We start from the raw sequence: 18,917 nt of genomic DNA on the forward strand, positions 1-18,917 counted from the left end.
GATCAGCGGGGCATCACCATTGCCCCGCTCTCGGCCAGCGCCGCGATATGTGCCGCATCCAGTCCCGCCTCGCGCAGGATGTCCGGCCCGTCCTCGCCGAGCCGCCGCGTGGGCGCGCGGGGGATGTCCCCGTGCGCCGAGAAGCGCACCGGCGCGGCCATGCGGACCAGCTTCCCCTCGGTCGGGTGCTCCTCCTCCTGGAAGAAGCCCACGGCATTGAGGTGCGGGTCGGCGCGCAGGCTCTCCAGCGTGTGGGCCGGCGCGCAGGGCACGTCGGCCTGGCCCAGCACCTCCAGCCATTCCGCCGTGGTGCGGGTGGCGAGGATTTCGCCCAGCTCGGCATAGATGGCGTCGATGTGCTGGGTGCGCGTGGTGTGGCTGGCCATGCGCGGGTCGCGCTCGAAGCGCTCGGGCTCACCGATGGCCGCGAAGAAGCGGCGCCACTGGGCGTCATTGTAGATCATCGCGCAGAGATAGCCGTCGCGCGTCGCATAGGGCCGGCGGTCAGGGCTGAGCAGGCGGGGATAGCCGCCCTCGTCCAGCGGCGGGTCGTAGGTCAGGCCCGTCAGGTGGTCGCCGAGGACGAGGCTCGCCATCACCTCGAACATCGGCACCTCCACCTCCTGGCCGACACCGGTGCGCCCGCGCTCCACCAGCGCGGCCAGCACGGCGGTCAGCGTGTGCAACCCGGTCACGCGGTCGGCCAAGGCGAGCGGCGTGTAGCGCGGCGTGTCCGAGCCCTGGCGCTGCGTCAGATGCGGCAGGGCGGCCAGGCCCTGGATCAGGTCGTCATAGGCCGGCAGCTTGCCGTAGGGCCCCGCCTGGCCGAAGCCCACGATGGCGGCATAGACCAGGCGCGGATGGGCCGCGCGCAGGCTGGCCGCATCCATGCCCAGCCGCTTCATCGCGGCGGGGCGGATGTTCGTCACCACCACGTCGCAGCCGCGCGCCACCTCCCGCGCCGCCGCGCGCCCCTCTTCCCGCTTGAGGTCGAGGCAGAGCGAGCGCTTGCCGCGGTTCAGCGTGAGATACATGCAGCCCATGCCCCGGTTCCGCATGGGGCCGATGAGACGGATCACATCGCCCTCGGGCGCTTCGAGCTTGATGACCTCCGCCCCCATCTCGGCCATGAGCTGCGTGGCATAGGGGCCGAGCAGCACCGTCGTCATGTCCAGCACGCGGATGCCCGCGAGCGGCCCCTTCCCCCCTGTCATGCACGTTCCCCCTGATGACCGCGGGCAGCCTATGGCAGCCGCCCCCCTTTGCAAGCGCCGCCCCCCTGGGCAGTCTGCGCAGCGAGGGAGAGACGCACCGCACCATGACCTTTCGCATCGGCTATGTCGGCTATGTGCCGCACCAGAATTTCTTCGACACCTGCGCGGCCGATCCGGGCCTGGAGGTGGTCCGCGTGCCGCTGGAGGCGGATATCGGCGAGGCGGTGCAGATCCTCTCCTCCTGCCATGGCTACTACGCCATGGCCTCACGCGACGAATTGCCGCGCCACCTGCATGTGAACGAGGCGCTGCTGGCCAAGCTGCCCCATCTGCTGATGGTGGCGAGCACGGGCGCCGGCTACGACACCTGCGACCCCGACGCCTGCACAGCCGCCGGTGTGGCCCTGGTGAACCAGGCGGGCGGCAATGCGGAAGGTGTCGCCGAGCACGCGGTGGGCCTCATGCTGGGCTGCCTCAAGCGCGTCCCCGAGGCGCATGCCGCCATGAAGGCCGGCCAGGCGCAGGATCGCGGGGCGCTGATGGGGCGTGAGCTGCGCGGCCGCGTGGTGGGCCTGGTGGGCTGCGGCCATGTGGGTGGCCGCGTGGCGGAGATCGTCCGCGCCGCCTTCGGCTGCGAGGTGCTGGCCTGCGATCCCTTCGTGGACGCCGACACGCTGGCCGCGCGCGGCGCCACCAAGGTGGAGATGGATGAGCTGCTGGCCCGCGCCGACGTGGTCAGCCTGCATTGCCCGCTGACGCCCGCCACACGCGGGCTGATCGGCCGCGCGCAATTCGCCGCCATGAAGAAGGGCGTGGTCTTCGTCACCACCGCGCGCGGCTCCATCCATGACGAGGATGCGCTGCTGGAGGCGCTGGAGGCGGGGCATGTCGCCTCCGCCGGCCTCGATGTGTGGGAGGTCGAGCCGCCGCCGCCCAGCCACCCCCTGCTGCACCACCCGGCCGTGATGGCGAGCCAGCACACGGCGGGCGTCACCCATGAGAGCCGCGCGAACATCACCAAGATCGCGGCGCTGGCCTTCGGGGAGCTGGCGGCGGGGCGCATGCCGCCGCGTATCGTCAACCCCGAGGTGAAGCCGCGCTTCGCGGAGCGGGTGCGCGCCGCGCTCGGCACGGCACCCGCCTGACGCCCCTCAGGCCCAGAGGCGTTCGCGGCCGAGGTTGGTGTAGAGCCCGGCCACGAATTCCCCATAACCGTTGAAGAGCTGGGTGGGCACGCGCTCGCCGCTGCCCAGCAGGCGCTCGGTGGCCTGGCTCCAGCGGGGGTGGGGCACCTCGGGGTTCACATTGGCCCAGAACCCGTATTCGGACCCCTGGATGGTCGGCCAGAAGGTGCGCGGCCGCTCGGCCGTGAAGGTGATGCGCGTGAGCGACTTGCCCGACTTGAACCCGTATTTCCACGGGAACAGCACCCTGAGCGGCCCGCCATTCTGCTGCGGCAGCGGCCGGCCGAAGAGGCCCACGGGCAGGAAGGTCAGCTCGTTCGCCGCCTCCTCGATGGTGCAGGCCTCCACATGCGGCCAGGGGTACCAGCTCTGCCGCAGCCCAGGCATCACATTGGGGATGCTCGCCGTCTCGAAGGTGACGTAGCGCGCGCCGGCCTGGGGTTCCACGAGGCGCAGCAGGTGCGACATCTCGAAGCCCGTCCAGGGGGCGGTCAGCGCCCAGGCCTCGACGCAGCGCAGGCGATAGACGCGCTCCTCGATCGGCATCTGGCGGATCAGGTCGTCCATGTCGAATTCGCGGGGGCGGGCGACCATGCCCTCGACCTTGAGGGTCCAGGGACGCGTCGGCATGCGCTGGGCCGCACGGGCGATGCTCTTGCTCGTGCCGAATTCGTAGAAGTTGTTGTAGCTGGTGACTTCGCGCTCCGGGCTCAGCTCGCGGCCGGCGAGATAGCGTTCGTTGCGCGCATGGGTGGGCAGGGGTGGGCCGGCCGGCAGGTCGGAGACGCGCTGGGCCAGCGCCGCGCCGGGCAGCAGCGCCGCCCCCGCCCCCATCAGGGCGCGGCGATTCAGCACCCAATGCTCGGGCGTGGCGGCGCTTTCGGGGAGTTCCCAGCCGCGGCGGCGTCGGATCAGCATGGCATGGCTCCTGGCTCAGGTGGCGGCGATGCATGGGTTTCGCCCGGCACCGCCCGCCGGTTACGGCCTTATCTGGTGTCGCCCCAGTCGGGCGCCAGGACATGGATGCCGTCCAGGAAGAACAGCGCGTCACGCCCCGCGCGCTGACCCGCGCGGGCGGCGGCGAGGCTGTCCGCATCGCGCAGCACATAGAGGGTGCCGGGCTCGGGCCTGCCCTCGGCAAGGCGCGCCAAGACATCCGCGCGCAGCCGCTCCTTCGCCGCCTCGTCACTTCGCGCCAGATAGACGGCATCCGTCACCATGCGCCGCTGGGCCGCGAAGACGGCGATGGGCTCCCAATAGGGCCCCTGGTTCGCGGCCGGGACGGCGCGGATGGCGGTGTATTGTCCGGCCGCGGCCAGCCAGAAGGGGTGCTGGAGCTGGGCGGCCATCTGCGGCGCATCGGGCGGGAAGTAGGAAGCCAGGCGCCGGAAGCCGGGCTGCAGGTCCACCACCTGCACCACCACCAGCGCCGCCATGATGAGCCCCGCGAGCGGAGGTCCCGCCAGCCGCACCAACCCCACCGCGCCCGCCACCATCAGCGCATAGGCCATGGGCCAGTAAAAGCGTTCGGAGGCGCGCAGCGCCGAGGCCATCTCCACCAGCCGCTCCGGCAGGGGGAACAGCGTGACCTGGTGGCCCGCGAAGCTCGGCCGGTGGGTGATGGCGAAGGCCAGCATCAGCCCCAGCACGACCATCAGCGGCCAATGCCGCCGCACCGGCCGCACGAACAGCGCGAAACCCGAGAGGATCAGCGCGCCCAGCCCCACATAGCTGCCATTGACCTCGACATGGCCGGTGTCCGGCAGGGTGGGCAGCAGCCAGCCCCAGACCGTGGCATTGATGGGGGCGAGCAGGTCCATCTGCATCTCGCCGAAGCGTTCGCGCGTGCCGGCGAAGCCCGTGTCCAGCACGAAGAAGCCCGCGGCCCAGAGGCCGGCCAGCCCCGCGGCCGGCACCAGCGCCATCTCCAGCGGCAGCCGCCACCCCACGCCGCGTCGGCGCCAGAGATCGGCCGTCCAGAAGGCCAGCACCATGGGCAGCAGGTAGGAATGGATGAGCGAGGCGGCCAGCACCAGCAGCGCCCAGCCCGGCACTCGCCAGCGCCCGCCCGGCGTCAGTGCCAGCAGCAGCCCCCAGAGCAGCAGCCAATGCGCGCCCAGCGCGAAATGCCCGCCCAGGCGGTTCAGCATCATGGGCTGGATGACGAAGAGCAGCGCGCCCGCGAGCCGCGCGATGGGGTCCGAGGTCGCCAGGCCCACCAGCCGCCAGCCGAGCCAGGCCTGCAGCGCACCGCAGGCCAGCAGCCAGATTCCCCAGTATTGCGGAACCTCCCACAGCGGCTGGATCGCCTTGAACAGGAAGGCCAGCAACGGGATGGAATCGGCGTAGAAGATGGAGGAGGCGAGTTCCATGCCGTAGCGCGGGTTCAGCCCGGGCGGCCAGGACCAGGGCGCCTCGCGAAAGAAGTTCCAACCGAGCCAGTATTGCACCGGGTCGGGGCCGATCATCCCGCTCAGGATCCAGTGCTGGCTGTCTGGCGGAACCACATGCCAGCCGAACAGGACGATGATGGTGGCGGCGCCCGCGAGCGCGGCAAGCGCGCCGGCGAGGCTGGCGTAGGCGGGGCTTTGGGGGGTGGGGGTCACGCGATGCTCCGGGCACGGCATTGGCCGGGGCAAAGGTGGCGAATTGATGGAGGGGGGTGTGGCGGCGCCGATGGGTCAAGCGCGTGCAGCGGGCGGGGGTGCCGCCCGCTGCAATCTATTCCGCCCTTGAAATTGGGGCTGAGGCCGAGGTCAGTCCTTCACGACGTCGCGCGCGGCGTCCTTGGCCCCGCCGACGGCGCTCTGCACCTTGCCGGTGGCCTTGTCGGCCTTGCCTTCGGCCTGGAGCTTCTGGTCGCCGATCAGCTTGCCCACGCCTTCCTTGACGGAACCCTTGGCCTGGTTGGCGGCACCCTTGATACGATCCTTGTCGGGCATGACGGCCCCTTTCCTGCTGATGTTGTTGCCTATTTGCCGGGGGCAAGTGCCGCCCCGGTGAACATCTCCCGAAGGAGACGGTGTTCAATCGTCACAAGGCTTCAACGCAGTGGTGGGGGAATGGATGCGGGGCCAACTTCACGGTGGGTGGATTTAACCTTGCGGCCATGTGGGCGCCGCGGGTCAAGTGATGCCCGACGGCAAGGCATTCACGCGCCCGGGTTCGGATGATGGCGGGTTGGCCCGTAGTGCCGCGCGGCAGACGTCCGGGGTGGCAACTGTCCGGCGAAAACTTGGACCCCTGGCGCCGATGACGTTCGAAGCAATCCCGCACCCGAACCGGCCAAAGTCCAACGCGTTCGGGGGGGATGCCCGAGCGGCGCCAGTATCGCCCGATGACGGTGCCGCCTGGAGCGCCCCCATGCGTTGAACCTCCGTCTCAGCACTGGAGGTGATCCATGGCGTCCTATGAACTGCTCTACTGGCCCGGCCTGCAGGGGCGGGGCGAATTCGTCCGGCTCGCGCTGGAAGAGGCTGGCGTTGCGTATCGCGACATCGCGCAGGAGGGGGAAGAGGGTGAGGCATCGAGCCTTGTCGCGGCGGGCCTCACCGAGGCCGGTCTCGCCACCCCACCCTTCGCGCCGCCCTATCTGCGGCATGGAAGGCGGGTCATCGGCCAGGCCGCTGCCATCCTGCTGTACCTGGGGGACCGGCATGGGCTCGCGCCGAAGACCGAGACCGGGCGGCTCTGGACCCATCAGCTCCAGCTGACCATCGCCGATGCGGTGACGGAGGCGCATGACACGCACCACCCCGTCGCCTCGCAGCTCTACTACGAGGACCAGAAGCCGGAGGCGAAGCGGCGCGCGGAGGATTTCTGCCGCCACCGCATGCCGAAGTTCCTCGGCTGGTTCGAGACGGTGCTGAGGCGCAACCCGAAGGGCGGGAAGCACCTCGTAGGCGCGCGCGTCTCTTATGCGGATCTCTCGCTGTTCCAGCTGGTGGCGGGCCTGACCTATGCTTTCCCCAAGGCCTCGCGGCGCGCGCTGCGGCGCACTCCCCAGGTCGCGGCGCTGGCGAACGCGGTGGCCGGGCGGCCGCGCATCGCTGCCTACCTGGCCAGCGAACGACGCATTCCCTTCAACGAATACGGCATCTTCCGAAGATATCCGGAGCTTGATCTGTAGCGGCACTGCGCCTGGAGCCCAGTCGTCACCTCGTCCAGCCCCCCGCCACCGACGAACCGGTGAGGCAGAGTCGCTGGGGGAGCTTCATGTTGGGCCACATCCAATCATGCACGTTCCGAAAGTCGCGCTCCATGCGCTCGCCAGCCTGGATCAGCACTTCAACCGCATAGCACATTAGACACTAACTATTTGATTTTATGGCGCGCCCTGGTGGATTCGAACCACCGGCCTGAAGCTTAGAAGGCTCCTGCTCTATCCAACTGAGCTAAGGGCGCGAAGCCGGGGCAACCCCCGGAAGCAACGGGTCAGTGAGACCAGTTCTCCGTCCGGCCATAGCGGAAGTTGTCCGCATAGACCTTGGGCTTGATGGGCCGCTCCGCCGGCGGCGGCGCCACCTCGTAGCTGATGCCCCGCGCCTCGGCGAAGGCCACCGCGGCCTCCAGCGTCGGGAAGTGCAGCCGCACCTGGTTGCGCGTGTCGCCGCGCCCCACCCAGCCCATCAGCGGGTCCAGCGCCTGCGGCGTCGGCGCGTATTCCAGCAGCCAGCCCCCGGTATTGGCGCGGCCCGATTGCATGGCGTTGCGCGGCGGGGAATGGATGCGGGCGAGAGGGGCAAGGGCGGTCATGTTCGAAGCAGGGTCCTCAACGGGCCGCGAAGTCGCGGCTGGGTGCGGGCAGGGCGGCGTCCACCAGCGCCTTGGCGAGCGCCTCGGCGAGGCACGCATAGCCCCGGTCATTGTGGTGCAACTGGTCGGGCGCCAGCACGTCGCCGGGCGCCACCCCCTCGGCGCGCCAGGCGCGCATCAGGCGCGAACGCGCGAAGAGCGGCACGCCCGTCTCCGCCGACAAAACCTCCATGGCGTGGTCCATGCGCGCGGCGAGCGGCACGGAGTCGAGACGGGGGGCGCGCTGGTTGTCCATCAGCACCACCCCCACCCCGGCGGCGCGCAGCCGGGTGAGGCCCGTCCGCATGACATCCAGGAAGGATTCCACCGTGCGGCCGCGCAACACCTCATTGCCGCCGGCCTGCCAGATCACCAAATCAGGTTCATGCGCCAGCACATCCCGGTCGAGCCGCGCCAGCATGTCCTCCGAGGTCTCGCCGGAACGCCCGGCGTTGATCACGCGCAGCGCGACACCCGGCAGGGCGCGGCGCAGCATGGCCTCCAGGCGGTAGGGATAGGCGGCGTGCGGCCCCGATGCCCCCGCCCCCTCGGTGGAGGATGAGCCGAGTGCCACGATCACCAGCGTGCCGTCGCGCAGATCCATCGGGATGGGCGGCAAGGCGAGGCGCGGACGCGGACAATCGGCCGGCACCGCTGAGGGCGGCGCGGCTTGGGCCGGGGCGGCGGGCGGGCCCGCCAGGAAACCGGCTGCCAGGATCATCGGCAGCACCAGGCGCTGAAGCATTTCTCCATTATAGCGGCACTCCATGACCAACGCCACGCAGCTTCGCACGCCCGTCCCACGAGATTCGCGGGCCGATATCTGCCGTGGCCTCGCGCTGTGGATGATCATGGTCAACCACACCCCCGGCAACGCGGCGGGCGACTGGACGCTGCGGAACTTCGCGCTCGCCGACGCGACCGAGGCCTTCGTGCTGCTGGCGGGCTATGCCGCCGCCTTCGCCTATGCCGGCAAGGCGGACCGCCAGGGCTGGCTGCCGGCGGCCGCTTCGGTGGCGCAGCGGGTGGGCAAGCTCTACGTCGCGCACATCTTCCTGCTGGTGGTCTTCGCGGCGCAGGTGGGCTTTTCGGCCGCCGCACTGGACCGCGCGGCCTTCCTGGACGAACTCGCGCTGGACCCCTTCGCCGAGCAGCCCTACCGCGCTTTGCTGGAGGCGCTGCTGCTGCGCTTCCAGCCGCACTTCCTGGACATCTTGCCGCTCTACATCGTCATCCTCGCGCTGTTCATCCCGGCGCTGCTGCTGCGGGCCCGGCCTTGGCTGCTGCTGGGGCTGTCGGTGGCGCTGTGGGTGGGCGTGCGGGCCACGGGCTACAACCTGCCCCGCTGGGAGGAAGGCACCTGGTTCTTCAACCCGCTGGCCTGGCAGCTTCTCTTCTTCATCGGCCTGATGCTGGGCCAGTCGGTGCGCGACGCGCCGACGGTGGGCCTGCCGCCGCGCAGCCCCTGGCTGACCACCGCCGCCCTGCTGGTGCTGGGCGCGAGCCTGGCCGCCATGCTGGGCTACACCCACTTCTACAGCCATTTGCCCTACTGGGCGGCCGAGTGGCTCTCGCGCGTGGACAAGCAGTCGCTGCACCCGTGGCGCCTCGCCTCCATCCTGGCGCTGGCCTACCTCATCGGCCATTTCGTGGCGCGGGACGGGGCGCTGGTGCGCTCCCGCCTCGCGCGGCCCTTCCAGCGCATGGGGCAGCACAGCCTGCCGGTCTTCTGCGTGGGCATCCTGCTCTCCTTCCTGGCGCGGCTCGCCATCGAGGCCTGGGATGGGTGGGAGGTGCAGGTGGTCGTCAACACCGCCTGCTTCATGGCCCTGCTGGGTGTGGCCGTCGTGTCCGAATGGAGCCGCTCGGTGGAGCGCGCCCCGCGCCCCACCCCCCCTTCCCCCTTGCCTGCCGGAGCCGAAAAGGCATGATCCGCCGCGTGCTTCCAGCCCTCCGCCATCTCCTCGGCCCTGTGGCGCGGCCTCTCGCGCTCGCCTGCCTCGCCCTGGTCCTGCTGGCCGCGCCGGCCGCCGCCGCGCCGCGCAGCTGCGCCATGCCGGCCGAGATGCTGGAGGAGGCCCGCCCGCTCCAGGCCGCGCAGCGCGCCCTGGAACTCGGCCAGCTTCGCATCCTGGTGCTGGGCTCCGCCTCCGTGATCCAGGCCGGCACCGCCGAGGCCGCGACCACATGGCCCACCCGGCTGGAAGCGGCGCTGGGCCGCCGCTACAGCGAGGCACGCATCAACGTGCTGGTTCGCGGCACGCGCGGCGCCTCGGTCACGGACAACCTCCAGCGCCTGAAGGACGCGCTGCGCGAATACACCCCCGCCCTGGTGCTGTGGCAGGCCGGCACGGTGGAACTTTCGCGCGGGATGGACCCGCACGAGATGACGGAGGTGATGCGCGAGGGGCTGGAGGCCATCCGCCGCTCCGGCGCCGAGCTCATCGTGATGGACCAGCAATATTCCCGCTTCCTGCGGGCCAATGCCAATGTGGAACCCTATCGCGACAGGCTGCGGCTGCTGGCGGCCTCGGCCGGGGCGGCGCTGTTTCCGCGCTATGAATTGATGCGCCATTGGGTGGACACCGGCACGCTCGACCTCGAACGCGCGGCCCGCGGCGACCGCGCGGCGGCGCTGGAGCGGCTGAATGGCTGCCTGGGCGAGGCCGTCGCCCAGCTCATCATCAGGGGGCTGAGCGAAGCGCGGTAATCACCGCGCGGGTCACCTGCACGGTGCCCGCGCTGCCACCGACATCGGCGGTGCGAAGTCCGTCCATGAAGGCCGCATCCACCGCCGCGCGGATGCCCAGCGCGGCATCGGCCAGGCGTTGACCGCCGCCGCGCACCGACAGCCACTCCAGCATCATCGCGGCCGAGAGGAAGCAGGCCGTGGGGTTCGCGATGCCCTTGCCCGCGATGTCGGGCGCCGTGCCATGGCTCGGCTGGAACAGCCCATGCGTGTCGCCCAGATCGGCCGAGGGCGCGAAGCCCATTCCGCCGATCAACCCCGCGCCCAGGTCGGAGAGGATGTCGCCGAACATGTTCTCCATGGGCAGCACGTCGAAATCCCAGGGGCGGCGGACGAGATCGAGCGCCATCGCGTCCACGTAATGCGCGTCATGCCCCACATGCGGATAGCTCTCGGCCACCTTGGCGAAGACGGTCCGCATCCAGGCGAAGGCGCGGAACACATTGGCCTTGTCCACCAGCGTGACGCGGCCCGGCCGGCCCGACTGGCCCGCGCGGTGGTCGGCCAGGCGGAAGGCCATGCGGGCCAGGCGCTCGGTGGTGGGGCGCGTCAGGCGCAGCGTCTCCTCCGCCCAGTCGCTGCTGACCATGCCCTGGTCCTTGGAGAAGAACAGGCCCTCCGTGCTCTCGCGCAGGATCACGAAGTCGATCTTTGCCGCGCGCGGGTCGGACAAGGGCAACGGCACGCCGGGAATCGCGCGGATGGGCCGCACCCCCCCATACAGGTTCAGCCGCTGCCGCAGCGTGATCTGCGGCGAAAGCTCGGTCCCGTCCGCGTGGCGGATGCCCGGCCAGCCCATGGCGCCCAGCAGGATGGCGTCCGCCCGCGCCGTGCGCTCGAAGGTCTCGTCGGAGAGGTCGGTGCCGGTCTCCTTGTAGGCGAAGGCGCCGGCGCGCTGCACCGAGAAGCTGAGGCCCACGCCATAGCGCTGGTCCACCACCCGCAGCAGGTCGAGCGTCGCATCCATGACTTCGACGCCTATGCCATCTCCTGGCAATACAGCGATGTCGTAGCTGTTGGCCAGCATGGACCCCTCCCCCCGTCTTCGACTTCCAGGCTAGCTTTTCCCGACGAAGCGCCCAAGAGGCTTCTCAGGAGGAAACATGACCTTGTCCCGACGCGGCCTGCTGGCCGTTCCCGCCGCCCTCGCGCCTTTGCATGTCCAAGCCCAGGGTGCCGCCGCGGGCTGGCCGGCACGGCCCGTGCGCATCATCGTTCCCTTCCCGCCCGGCCAAGCGGCCGACACCGTGACGCGCCTCGTGGCCGACAAGCTGACGGCGCGCTGGGGCCAGCCCGTGGTGGTCGAGAACCGTGCCGGCGGCGCGGGTGCGCCGGGGCTGGAGGCCGGCGCGCGCGCCGCCCCCGATGGCTATACGCTGACGGCCGGCACCTCGGGCACGCTGGGCGTGAACCCCTCCGTGCTGGCCCGTGTGCCCTATGACGCCGAGCGCGACTTCGCGCCCATCAGCAACATCGCCATGGTGCCGCTGATGCTGGTGGCGCATCCGAGCTTCGCCGCGCGCGACGTGCGCGCCATGGCCGAGATGGTCCGCGCCCGGCCGGGCGACATCAACATCGCGAGCGCCGGCCCCGCCACCAGCCAGCACATGGCGATCGAGCTGCTGCAGATGCGCACCGATCTGCGCTTTTCCATCGTCCACTACCGCGGCTCTGGCCCGGGCATCACGGACCTGATCGCGGGGGTGGTGCCGCTGATGATGGACAGCGTGGCCTCCGCCCTGCCGCATATCCGCGGCGGCCGCGCCATCCCGCTGGCCGTGACGGTGGCGGGCCGCGTGCCGCAGCTGCCCGAGACGCCCACCATCGCCGAGACCATTTCGCCGGGCTACCAGGCGGCCGGCTGGTCGGGCCTCGTGGCGCCGGCCGCCACACCGCCCGAGATCGTGGCGAAGATCTCGGCCGATGTGCGCGCGGCGCTGGCGGAGCCCGATGTGGTGCAGCGGCTGCTCAACCTCGGCACGGTGGCCGATCCGGGCACGCCCGAGGAATTCGCGACCTTCGTCCGCAACGAGATCGTGAAGTGGCGCGAGGTGGCGCGCGCCGGCAACGTCCGCCTCGACTGAGGCGGGGAGGCGGGCGTGACCTACGCCCGCGCCCGGAGCATGCTGCGCTCGCGCAGCCTGCTCCAGCCAATGTCGAGAGCGGGGTTCAGCGTTTTCGGTGCTTCCCCCTCAACGCATCCCGCTCTGGCGCCTCAGAGGCTGCCGCGCTGGATCAGCTCGATCTTGTAGCCGTCCGGATCGTCGATGAAGGCGATGAGGGTGGTGCCGAACTTCACCGGCCCCGGCTCGCGCGAGATCTTCACCCCGGCCGCGCGCATCTTCTCGCAGGTGGCGTAGATGTCGGGCACGCCGATGGCGAGGTGCCCGAAGGCCTTGCCCATCTCGTAGCTGTCCACACCGTAGTTGTAGGTCAGCTCCAGCTCGGTGCCGCCGCCCTCATAACCTAGGAAGACCAGGGTGTACTTCCCATCCGGCACGTCGCGCCGGCGCAGCTCCTTCATGCCGAGATGGGTGGTGTAGAAGGCCACGCTGCGGTCAAGGTCGCCCACGCGCAGCATGGTGTGCAGGTAGCTGAAGCCAGCCATGGGGTGTTCTCCGGTCAGGGGGTGAAACGCTGGGACTCGACGGCGTAGATGAACAGCCCCGCATCGGCGGCGGCCCGCAGGGTCTCGGGCTTGTCGGCGATGACGGTGCCCAATGCCTCGATGGCGATGCCGCGCAGCCCGGCCGCCACCGCGCCGGCCACGGTCACGGGGCCGATCACGGGCGCGTCCACGGTCATCTCCTGGCCGATCTTGGGCAGCTTCACCAGCACGCCGCCGGGGCCTTCGCGCCGCTGCTCGCCCGCCCGGGCCAGCAGGGCATCCGTGCCCTCGATGGCCTCAACGCCCAGCACCAGCCCCTGTTGCACCACCACCGCCTGCCCCACATCCTGCGGCGACAAGGCGGAAAGGACCGCGATGCCGCGGGCGATGTCCTGACGCGCCATCGCATCGGGCTCCGGCCCCGCCACCAGACCGGCCTCGGCCAGGATGCCGCCCAGGATGTGCATGGGCCCGATGATCTCGAAGCCTTCCTCGCGCAGCAGGTTCATGGCGGCGCGCAGCAGCGTGTCGTCGCCGCTGAAGGCGCTGCGGCCCACGCGCGCGATGGCCTTGGCCGTCCAGGCATCGGGCAGCAGCGACAGGATGGAAGGCCGGCGCGCGCGGCCGCTGAGCGAGATCTTGGTGACGCCCTCGGCCCGCAGGCGGCTGATGATGTTGCCGGCCGCGCCCACGCGCTCGACCATGAAAGGGTAGCCGTCGAACAGCTTGGGGTCCGCGAAGTCGCGGATGCAGACGATGAAGACCTCGCCGCCCTTCTTCACCCAGGCATCGGCCACGCGGCGGGGATAGGGCCCGCCCCCCGCGATGATGCCGAGCTTCATGCCTCCTCTTCCTCCGGCGCGATCTCGGCGGCCATGCGGCCGGGGCGGATCAGTTCGCGCCGGCGGTCGCGCGCCTGGAGGAAGGACAGCACCTCCTCCACCAGCGCATCGCCGGCGAAGCGCTGCGCGGCCATTTCCATGCGCTCGGCGAAGATGCCGGGCTCGCGGAAGAGCAGGCGGAAGGCGGCGCGCAGCGCGTGCAGGTTGTCGCGCGAGAAGCCGCGGCGGCGCAGCCCGACGGCGTTCAGCCCCACCAGCCGTGCGGGCAGGCCGAAGACATTGGCGAAGGGCGGCACGTCATTGGTCACGCCCGCGAGGCCGCCCACCATGGCGTGGCGCCCCACCCGGACCATCTGGTGCACGGCGGCCCCCCCGCCCAGGAAGCATTGCTCGCCCACACGCACATGGCCGCCCAGCATGACGTTGTTGGCGAGGATGACGCGGTCCGCCACCTGGCAGTCATGCCCGACATGGGAGCAGGCCATGAGCAGGCAATCATCGCCCACGCGCGTGATGCCTTCACCGCCCACGCTGCCGCGGTGGATGGTGACATGTTCGCGGATCTGGCAGCGGGCGCCGACCACGACGCCCGTGGGCTCGCCCTTGTACTTCAGGTCCTGCGGGGCGAGGCCCACCGAGGCGAAGGCCGAAAGCCGGCTGCCCGCGCCGATGCGCGTGCGCCCCTCGATCACGACATGGGAGAGAAGCTCCACGCCCTCCTCGAGCACGACATCCGGCCCGACGGTGCAGAAGGGCCCGATGCGGCAGCCCGCGCCGATGACGGCGCCTGGCGCCACCACGGAAGAGGCATGGATCATGGCGGTGGGGGAGATGCCATCCACGCGGATCACCGGTCCCGGATCATGGCGGCGTAGGTGGCCTCGGCGACGACCACGCCGTCCACCTTCGCCTGGGCGGCGAATTTCCACACGTTCATGCGGCGCTGCGCCTTCGTGACATGGATGAAGAGCTGGTCGCCCGGCACCACCGGGCGGCGGAACTTCGCGCCCTCGACCGACATGAAATAGACCAGCTTGCCCTTGAAGGCCTCGCCCAGCGTGGCGACCACCAGCACGGCCGCGGTCTGCGCCATGCTCTCGATGATCAGCACGCCCGGCATCACCGGCTCACTCGGGAAATGGCCCTGGAAGTGGTGCTCGTTGATCGAGACGTTCTTGATGCCCACGGCCGAATGGTCGGGCCGGATATCCACCACCCGGTCGATCATCAGGAAGGGGAAGCGATGCGGGATGGCCTGCATCACCTCCAGGATGCCATAGGCACCGATGGTGGCTGGTGGTGCGTCCTGTTGATCCATCCGCCTACTCCTTCTCCCCGTCCTTGGCAGCGGCGCGATTCTGCGCGGCAAGCCGTCTCATCATCGTCATGGCCCGCATGGCCTCCTTCGCCGGCATGGCGGGGCTTCCCAGCATGTCGGCGCCGGCCGGCACGTCCCGCATGACCCCGGCCTGGGCGCCGATGCGCGCCCCGTCGCCGATGGTCAGGTGCCCCGTCAGCCCGGCCTGCCCGGCCAGCGTCACATAGCGCCCCAGCGTGGTGGAACCGGAAACGCCCGATTGCGAAACCAGCACGCAGCCCGGCCCCATGCGCACGTTGTGGCCCACTTGCACCAGGTTATCCAGCCGGGTTCCGGCCCCGAGCACCGTGTCGGCATGGCTGCCGCGGTCCACACAGGCATTGGCGCCGATCTCGACCCCATCCTCCAGCCGCACGAGGCCGAGCTGGGGCATGGTCACGAAGCGGCCCTCCGGGGTGGGCACGAAGCCGAACCCCTCCTGGCCCACGCGCGCGCCCGGATGCAGCACGACGCCACGCCCGCAGATGGCATGGCTGATGCTGCTGTGGGCGTGCAGCCGGCAGCCCTCGCCCAGCACCACGCCCTCGCCCACCACCGCATGGGGGCCGATCACGCAAGCGGGGCCGATGCGCGCGCCCTCGCCGATGACGGCATAGGGGCCGACATGGGTGCCCGCGCCGATCTCTGCGCCGGCGCCGATCACGGCCGTGGGATGGATGCCCGCGGGGGGCCGTGGCGGCGGATGGAACAGGGCGGCCGCGCGCGAAAAAGCGAGGGCCGGGTGCCGCACGACCAAGGCAAGGCACCCCTCGGGCACCGCCCCGCGCTGGGCTTCCTGCACCAGGACGGCCCCGGCGGCGGTGCGGCGCAAGGCCGCAAGGTTGCGCGCGCCGTCGCAATAGGAAAGCTGCCCGCGTTCGGCCTCAGCCAGCGGCGCCACGCCCGTGAGGACGAGGTCCAGCGCCGCCACCGTCACGTCGCAGGGTTCGCCCAGCGTCGCGAGGATGGTTTCGAGGCGCTGGGGCCCCGCCTGTGGGAAGAAGCGAGGGTCAGCCGCCATGCAGTACGGGGCCGCCCTCAGCGGCGGGGGGGTTGGGCCGGCGGCGTCGCCGGGCGGGCGGCGGGCGCCGCGGGCGGGGCGGCGGGGGCCGCGGCACCGGGCATGGTGGGCGGGCTGCTGCCGTCGTTCTCGGGGGGAATCTGCACCTGCCGCGTGGCGCGGTTGAACTGCTGCGCCACCTCCTCCGTCAGGTCGAAGGCGGGGTCGTTCATGATGACCAGCGGCCGCGGCAGGACCATGTTCACGCTACGCGCCTGCGCCACCTGCCGCACGATGTTGGCCAGCGATTCCTCGATCTGCACCAGGGCCTGCTGCGCCGCCACCTCGATATGCTGGCTGCGGTTGCGGAAGATGCGCTGGCTGTCGGTGATGCGCTCCTGAAGCTCACGCTCACGGGCGCGGATCTGGTCGGCGCTGAGCTGGGCGCGCTGGGTGGCGAGCTGCTGCTGCGCCTCGCGCCAATTGGTCTGCTCGCGCTGCAGGTCCTCGTTCAGGCGGTTGCGCCGACGCTCGATCTCCTCGCGCACCTGGTTGAAGGCGGTGGAGACGCGCTGCACCTCGGGAATGTCCACGATGCCGATGACGGCCGTGGGCTGCTGCGTGGCGGCGGGGCGGGCCGGCTGGGCGGCCGGGCGCTGGGCGGGGGGGCGCTGCTGCTGCGCGGGCGCCTGGCCCTGCTGCGGGACGAACCACTGCTGCTGCTGCTGGGCCACCGCGGGGGCGGACCCCAGCCCGGCGGCCAAGCCCAGGATGACCGCGCCCATCACGGGGGCGGGGTGAATGCGAAACACGTTCATGCGCAAATGCCTATCCTCGCGCTCAGAAGCGGGTGCCAAAGCCGAAACGCACAACCTGTGTCTCGTCGTAGCTCTGCTTGGCGATCGCCTGGGCGACGTCAATGTTGATCAGACCGAAGGGGCTGCGCCAGGACACGCCCACGCCCGCGCCAACCCGGGGGCTGGCGTCGTCGCCGATCCCGGTGCCGCTGACCGTGCGCGACAGCGAGCCCACATCCACGAAGGCCCTGCCCACCAGGCCGAGTTCCGAGGGCACCGGCAGGGGAAAGCGCAGCTCGGTGGATTGCGTCCACATCAGGCGCCCGCCCAGCGCGTCGCGGGAGGCGATGTCACGCGGGCCGGCGCCGGCGACGGCGAAGCCGCGCAGGTTTTCGCCGCCCAGGAAGAAGCGGTCCACGATGCGGTCGCGCCGGCTGCTGTCGAAGCCGTTCAGGATGCCGAAGCTGCCCGAGATGCTCAGCACGAAGTCCGGGTCGCCCAGCAGCCGCTCCAGCGGCAGGAACAGCGCGCCGTCGAGGCGCGTGCGCAGGTAGGCCACGTCGCCCCCCAGGCCGGCCAGGTCATTGCCCAGGCGGATGACATAGCCGCGGCGGGTGTCCAGCGGGTTGTCGCGCACGTCATAGGTCAGCGTCTGGCTGACCTGGCTGAGGATGGTCGTCCCCGCCTGCTCCACCACGAAGCGCGAGGACCCGTCCTGGATATTGGAGATACGGCGCTGCACCAGGCTGTAGGACCAGGACTGCCGCAGCCGTTCGTTGAACTCGTAGCCCGCGCGCAGCGAGACGCCCGCGCGGCGCTCGTCGAAGCCCGAGACGCTGCGCAGGTCACGCTGGATGTAGAAGACGTCGCCGCCGATCGCGAGGTTGCGGTCGAGGAAGGAAGGATCGGTGACCGAGAGGTCCACCTGGCTGCGGCGCTGCGCGATGGTGGTGTTGACGCGCGCGTCGATGCCGGTGCCGCCGAGGTTGCGCTCACGAATGCCGAAATCGGCCAGGAAGCCGGCATCGGTCGAGAAGCCACCGCCCAGGCTGATCTCGCCGGTGGCGCGCTCGACCACGCGGGCGTCCACGATCGTCCGGTCGGGCGCCGAGCCCGGGGTGTTGTTGATCGTGATGTCGCCAAAATAACCCAGGTTGCGGATACGGTCACGCGACCGGCGGATCTGCGCGGCGTTGAAGGCATCGCCCTCCGCCAGGCGGAACTCGCGGCGGATCACGCGGTCCTGGGTGCGGGTGTTGCCGCTGATGTCGATGCGCTCGATGTAGACCCGCGGCCCCTCGGTCAGCGCGAAGGTGATGTTCGCCCGCCGCGCCTCGGTGTCGCGCGTGATCTGGGGCTGCACCTCCACGAAGGGGAAGCCGCGCAGATTGGCCGCGTCCGACAGCGCCTGCGAGGTGCGCTCCACCGCGTCGCCATCATAGGTGCCGCCCGGCGCCACCTCCAGGAAACGGCGCAGCGTCGCCGGGTCGAGGTCCGGGAAGGCCGAGGTGATGTCGATGTCGCCGAAGGTGTAGCGCGGCCCCTCATTGATGGCGAAGGTGATGAAGAAGCCGCTGCGGTCCGGCGCCAGCTCCGCCGTGGCGGCGCCGATCTGCACGTCCGGATAGCCGTTGCGCAGATAATAGCGGCGCAGCAGCTCGCGGTCGAAGGCCAGGCGATCGGGGTCGAAGCTGTCGGAGGTGGAGAGGATGCGGTAGAAAGCCTGCTCCTTCGTCGCCACCACGTCGCGCAGGCGGGTGTCGGAGAAGCCGGTATTGCCCACGAAGTTGATGCGCGCGACCAGCGCCGTCGGGCCTTCCGTGATCTCGAAGACCAGGTTCACCCGGTTCTGGTCGAGCTCGATGAGCTTGGGCTCCACCACCGCGCCGAAGCGGCCGCGCCGGGCGTAGATGTCCAGGATGGCCTGCCGGTCGAGCTGGACGAGCTGCGGCGTCAGCACCGAGCGTTCGCGCAGCTGGGTGGCCTGGCGCAGCACGTCGTCGGAGATGCGGCGGTTGCCCTCGAAGGCGACCCGGTTGACGATGGGGTTCTCGGCCACCTCCACCACCAGGGTCGCGCCCTCGCGACCGATGCGGACATCGCGGAACAGGCCGGTGGCGAACAGGGTCCGCAGGCTGCGGTCGGCCCGGTCGGATTCATAGACGTCGCCGGGCTGGACCAGCATGTAGCTGCGGATGGTGTCCGCCTCGATGCGCTGGTTGCCGCGGACCACCACAGAGGTGATGACATCCCCGGACTGGGCGGCGCGCGGCGCGCCCGCGCGCGGCTGGGCCTCCGCCAACGGATGCGGCAGGGCCACGAGAGTGGCGCTGGCGAGAAGCAGGACGCGGAGCGTGAGGCTCAAGGAAAAG

19 protein-coding genes and 1 tRNA gene are annotated in these 18,917 nt (G+C 70.6%); 5 read left to right on the forward strand and 15 right to left on the reverse strand.

What is annotated here, in order from left to right; genetic code table 11:
• Window positions 1-2: 2 nt before the first annotated feature.
• A complete protein-coding gene (locus tag GGQ83_RS07540) occupies window positions 3-1,214 on the reverse strand; it encodes a CaiB/BaiF CoA transferase family protein (RefSeq protein WP_184383172.1) in 1,212 nt (403 codons plus the stop codon).
• A 104-nt stretch (window positions 1,215-1,318) separates the two neighbouring features.
• On the opposite strand from GGQ83_RS07540, the gene GGQ83_RS07545 reads away from it, so the two are divergent.
• A complete protein-coding gene (locus GGQ83_RS07545) occupies window positions 1,319-2,359 on the forward strand; it encodes an NAD(P)-dependent oxidoreductase (RefSeq protein ID WP_184383173.1) in 1,041 nt (346 codons plus the stop codon).
• 6 nt (window positions 2,360-2,365) lie between these two features.
• Here GGQ83_RS07545 and msrP read toward each other — a convergent pair whose 3' ends face one another.
• The 3 genes from msrP to GGQ83_RS07560 all read right to left on the reverse strand — a co-directional run bounded on the left by msrP (window position 2,366) and on the right by GGQ83_RS07560 (window position 5,340).
• The gene (gene msrP, locus GGQ83_RS07550; protein WP_184383174.1) at window positions 2,366-3,316 is read right to left on the reverse strand and encodes a protein-methionine-sulfoxide reductase catalytic subunit MsrP; all 951 of its coding nucleotides are present in this window, start codon (window positions 3,314-3,316) and stop codon (window positions 2,366-2,368) included.
• Window positions 3,317-3,384: 68 nt separating this feature from the next.
• Window positions 3,385-5,004: a DUF6311 domain-containing protein gene (locus tag GGQ83_RS07555; RefSeq protein ID WP_184383175.1), complete on the reverse strand. Its 1,620-nt coding sequence runs from the start codon at window positions 5,002-5,004 to the stop codon at window positions 3,385-3,387.
• Between the two features lie 150 nt (window positions 5,005-5,154).
• Window positions 5,155-5,340: a CsbD family protein gene (locus tag GGQ83_RS07560; protein WP_184383176.1), complete on the reverse strand. Its 186-nt coding sequence runs from the start codon at window positions 5,338-5,340 to the stop codon at window positions 5,155-5,157.
• 458 nt (window positions 5,341-5,798) lie between these two features.
• On the opposite strand from GGQ83_RS07560, the gene GGQ83_RS07565 reads away from it, so the two are divergent.
• Window positions 5,799-6,527 carry a glutathione S-transferase gene (locus GGQ83_RS07565; RefSeq protein WP_184383177.1) on the forward strand — a complete coding sequence of 243 codons (729 nt, stop codon included), beginning with the start codon at window positions 5,799-5,801 and terminating at the stop codon, window positions 6,525-6,527.
• A gap of 198 nt (window positions 6,528-6,725) precedes the next feature.
• Here the strand turns inward: GGQ83_RS07565 and GGQ83_RS07570 are convergent.
• The 3 genes from GGQ83_RS07570 to GGQ83_RS07580 all read right to left on the reverse strand — a co-directional run bounded on the left by GGQ83_RS07570 (window position 6,726) and on the right by GGQ83_RS07580 (window position 7,937).
• A tRNA-Arg gene (locus GGQ83_RS07570) sits at window positions 6,726-6,802 on the reverse strand.
• A 30-nt stretch (window positions 6,803-6,832) separates the two neighbouring features.
• On the reverse strand, window positions 6,833-7,153 hold the full coding sequence (locus GGQ83_RS07575; RefSeq protein WP_184383178.1) for an ETC complex I subunit: 321 nt from the start codon (window positions 7,151-7,153) through the stop codon (window positions 6,833-6,835).
• 16 nt (window positions 7,154-7,169) lie between these two features.
• Complete coding sequence (locus GGQ83_RS07580; protein WP_184383179.1) at window positions 7,170-7,937, reverse strand: SGNH/GDSL hydrolase family protein; 768 nt, start codon at window positions 7,935-7,937, stop codon at window positions 7,170-7,172.
• 22 nt (window positions 7,938-7,959) lie between these two features.
• Here GGQ83_RS07580 and GGQ83_RS07585 point away from each other — a divergent pair, with 22 nt between their 5' ends.
• Both GGQ83_RS07585 and GGQ83_RS07590 read left to right on the forward strand, forming a co-directional pair.
• Window positions 7,960-9,123, forward strand: coding sequence for an OpgC family protein (locus GGQ83_RS07585; protein ID WP_184383180.1), 1,164 nt, complete (start codon window positions 7,960-7,962; stop codon window positions 9,121-9,123).
• An 8-nt stretch (window positions 9,124-9,131) separates the two neighbouring features.
• Window positions 9,132-9,902 (forward strand): SGNH/GDSL hydrolase family protein, encoded by a 771-nt coding sequence (locus GGQ83_RS07590; RefSeq protein WP_184383181.1) that lies wholly within the window; start codon window positions 9,132-9,134, stop codon window positions 9,900-9,902.
• Here GGQ83_RS07590 and GGQ83_RS07595 read toward each other — a convergent pair.
• The gene (locus GGQ83_RS07595) at window positions 9,877-10,968 is read right to left on the reverse strand and encodes an isocitrate/isopropylmalate dehydrogenase family protein (RefSeq protein WP_184383182.1); all 1,092 of its coding nucleotides are present in this window, start codon (window positions 10,966-10,968) and stop codon (window positions 9,877-9,879) included. The two genes, GGQ83_RS07590 and GGQ83_RS07595, sit on opposite strands and share 26 nt — an antisense overlap.
• Before the next feature lie 76 nt (window positions 10,969-11,044).
• Between GGQ83_RS07595 and GGQ83_RS07600 the strand changes: the two genes are divergently transcribed.
• Window positions 11,045-12,025, forward strand: a complete 981-nt coding sequence (locus GGQ83_RS07600) for a Bug family tripartite tricarboxylate transporter substrate binding protein (RefSeq protein ID WP_184383183.1) — start codon at window positions 11,045-11,047, stop codon at window positions 12,023-12,025.
• A gap of 131 nt (window positions 12,026-12,156) precedes the next feature.
• Here the strand turns inward: GGQ83_RS07600 and gloA are convergent, their stop codons facing one another.
• Genes gloA through bamA form a run of 7 tightly spaced genes read right to left on the reverse strand, consistent with a single transcriptional unit; the run spans window position 12,157 to window position 18,910 of the window.
• Window positions 12,157-12,549: a lactoylglutathione lyase gene (gene gloA, locus GGQ83_RS07605; RefSeq protein WP_184383184.1), complete on the reverse strand. Its 393-nt coding sequence runs from the start codon at window positions 12,547-12,549 to the stop codon at window positions 12,157-12,159.
• Window positions 12,550-12,563: 14 nt separating this feature from the next.
• On the reverse strand, window positions 12,564-13,391 hold the full coding sequence (locus GGQ83_RS07610) for an LpxI family protein (RefSeq protein ID WP_184383185.1): 828 nt from the start codon (window positions 13,389-13,391) through the stop codon (window positions 12,564-12,566).
• On the reverse strand, window positions 13,388-14,209 hold the full coding sequence (lpxA, locus tag GGQ83_RS07615; protein ID WP_184383639.1) for an acyl-ACP--UDP-N-acetylglucosamine O-acyltransferase: 822 nt from the start codon (window positions 14,207-14,209) through the stop codon (window positions 13,388-13,390). The genes GGQ83_RS07610 and lpxA overlap by 4 nt, the downstream gene beginning before the upstream one ends.
• Before the next feature lie 29 nt (window positions 14,210-14,238).
• Window positions 14,239-14,709 (reverse strand): 3-hydroxyacyl-ACP dehydratase FabZ, encoded by a 471-nt coding sequence (gene fabZ / locus GGQ83_RS07620; protein ID WP_184383186.1) that lies wholly within the window; start codon window positions 14,707-14,709, stop codon window positions 14,239-14,241.
• 4 nt (window positions 14,710-14,713) lie between these two features.
• Window positions 14,714-15,769, reverse strand: coding sequence for a UDP-3-O-(3-hydroxymyristoyl)glucosamine N-acyltransferase (gene lpxD, locus GGQ83_RS07625; RefSeq protein ID WP_184383187.1), 1,056 nt, complete (start codon window positions 15,767-15,769; stop codon window positions 14,714-14,716).
• 17 nt (window positions 15,770-15,786) lie between these two features.
• The gene (locus GGQ83_RS07630) at window positions 15,787-16,566 is read right to left on the reverse strand and encodes an OmpH family outer membrane protein (RefSeq protein WP_242534921.1); all 780 of its coding nucleotides are present in this window, start codon (window positions 16,564-16,566) and stop codon (window positions 15,787-15,789) included.
• Between the two features lie 22 nt (window positions 16,567-16,588).
• Entirely contained in the window at window positions 16,589-18,910 is a 2,322-nt protein-coding gene (bamA, locus tag GGQ83_RS07635) for an outer membrane protein assembly factor BamA (RefSeq protein ID WP_242534920.1), read from the reverse strand.
• Between the last annotated feature and the right edge of the window lie 7 nt (window positions 18,911-18,917).

This window comes from Roseococcus suduntuyensis (assembly GCF_014196305.1).
GTDB classification, from domain to species: Bacteria; Pseudomonadota; Alphaproteobacteria; order Acetobacterales; family Acetobacteraceae; genus Roseococcus; species Roseococcus suduntuyensis.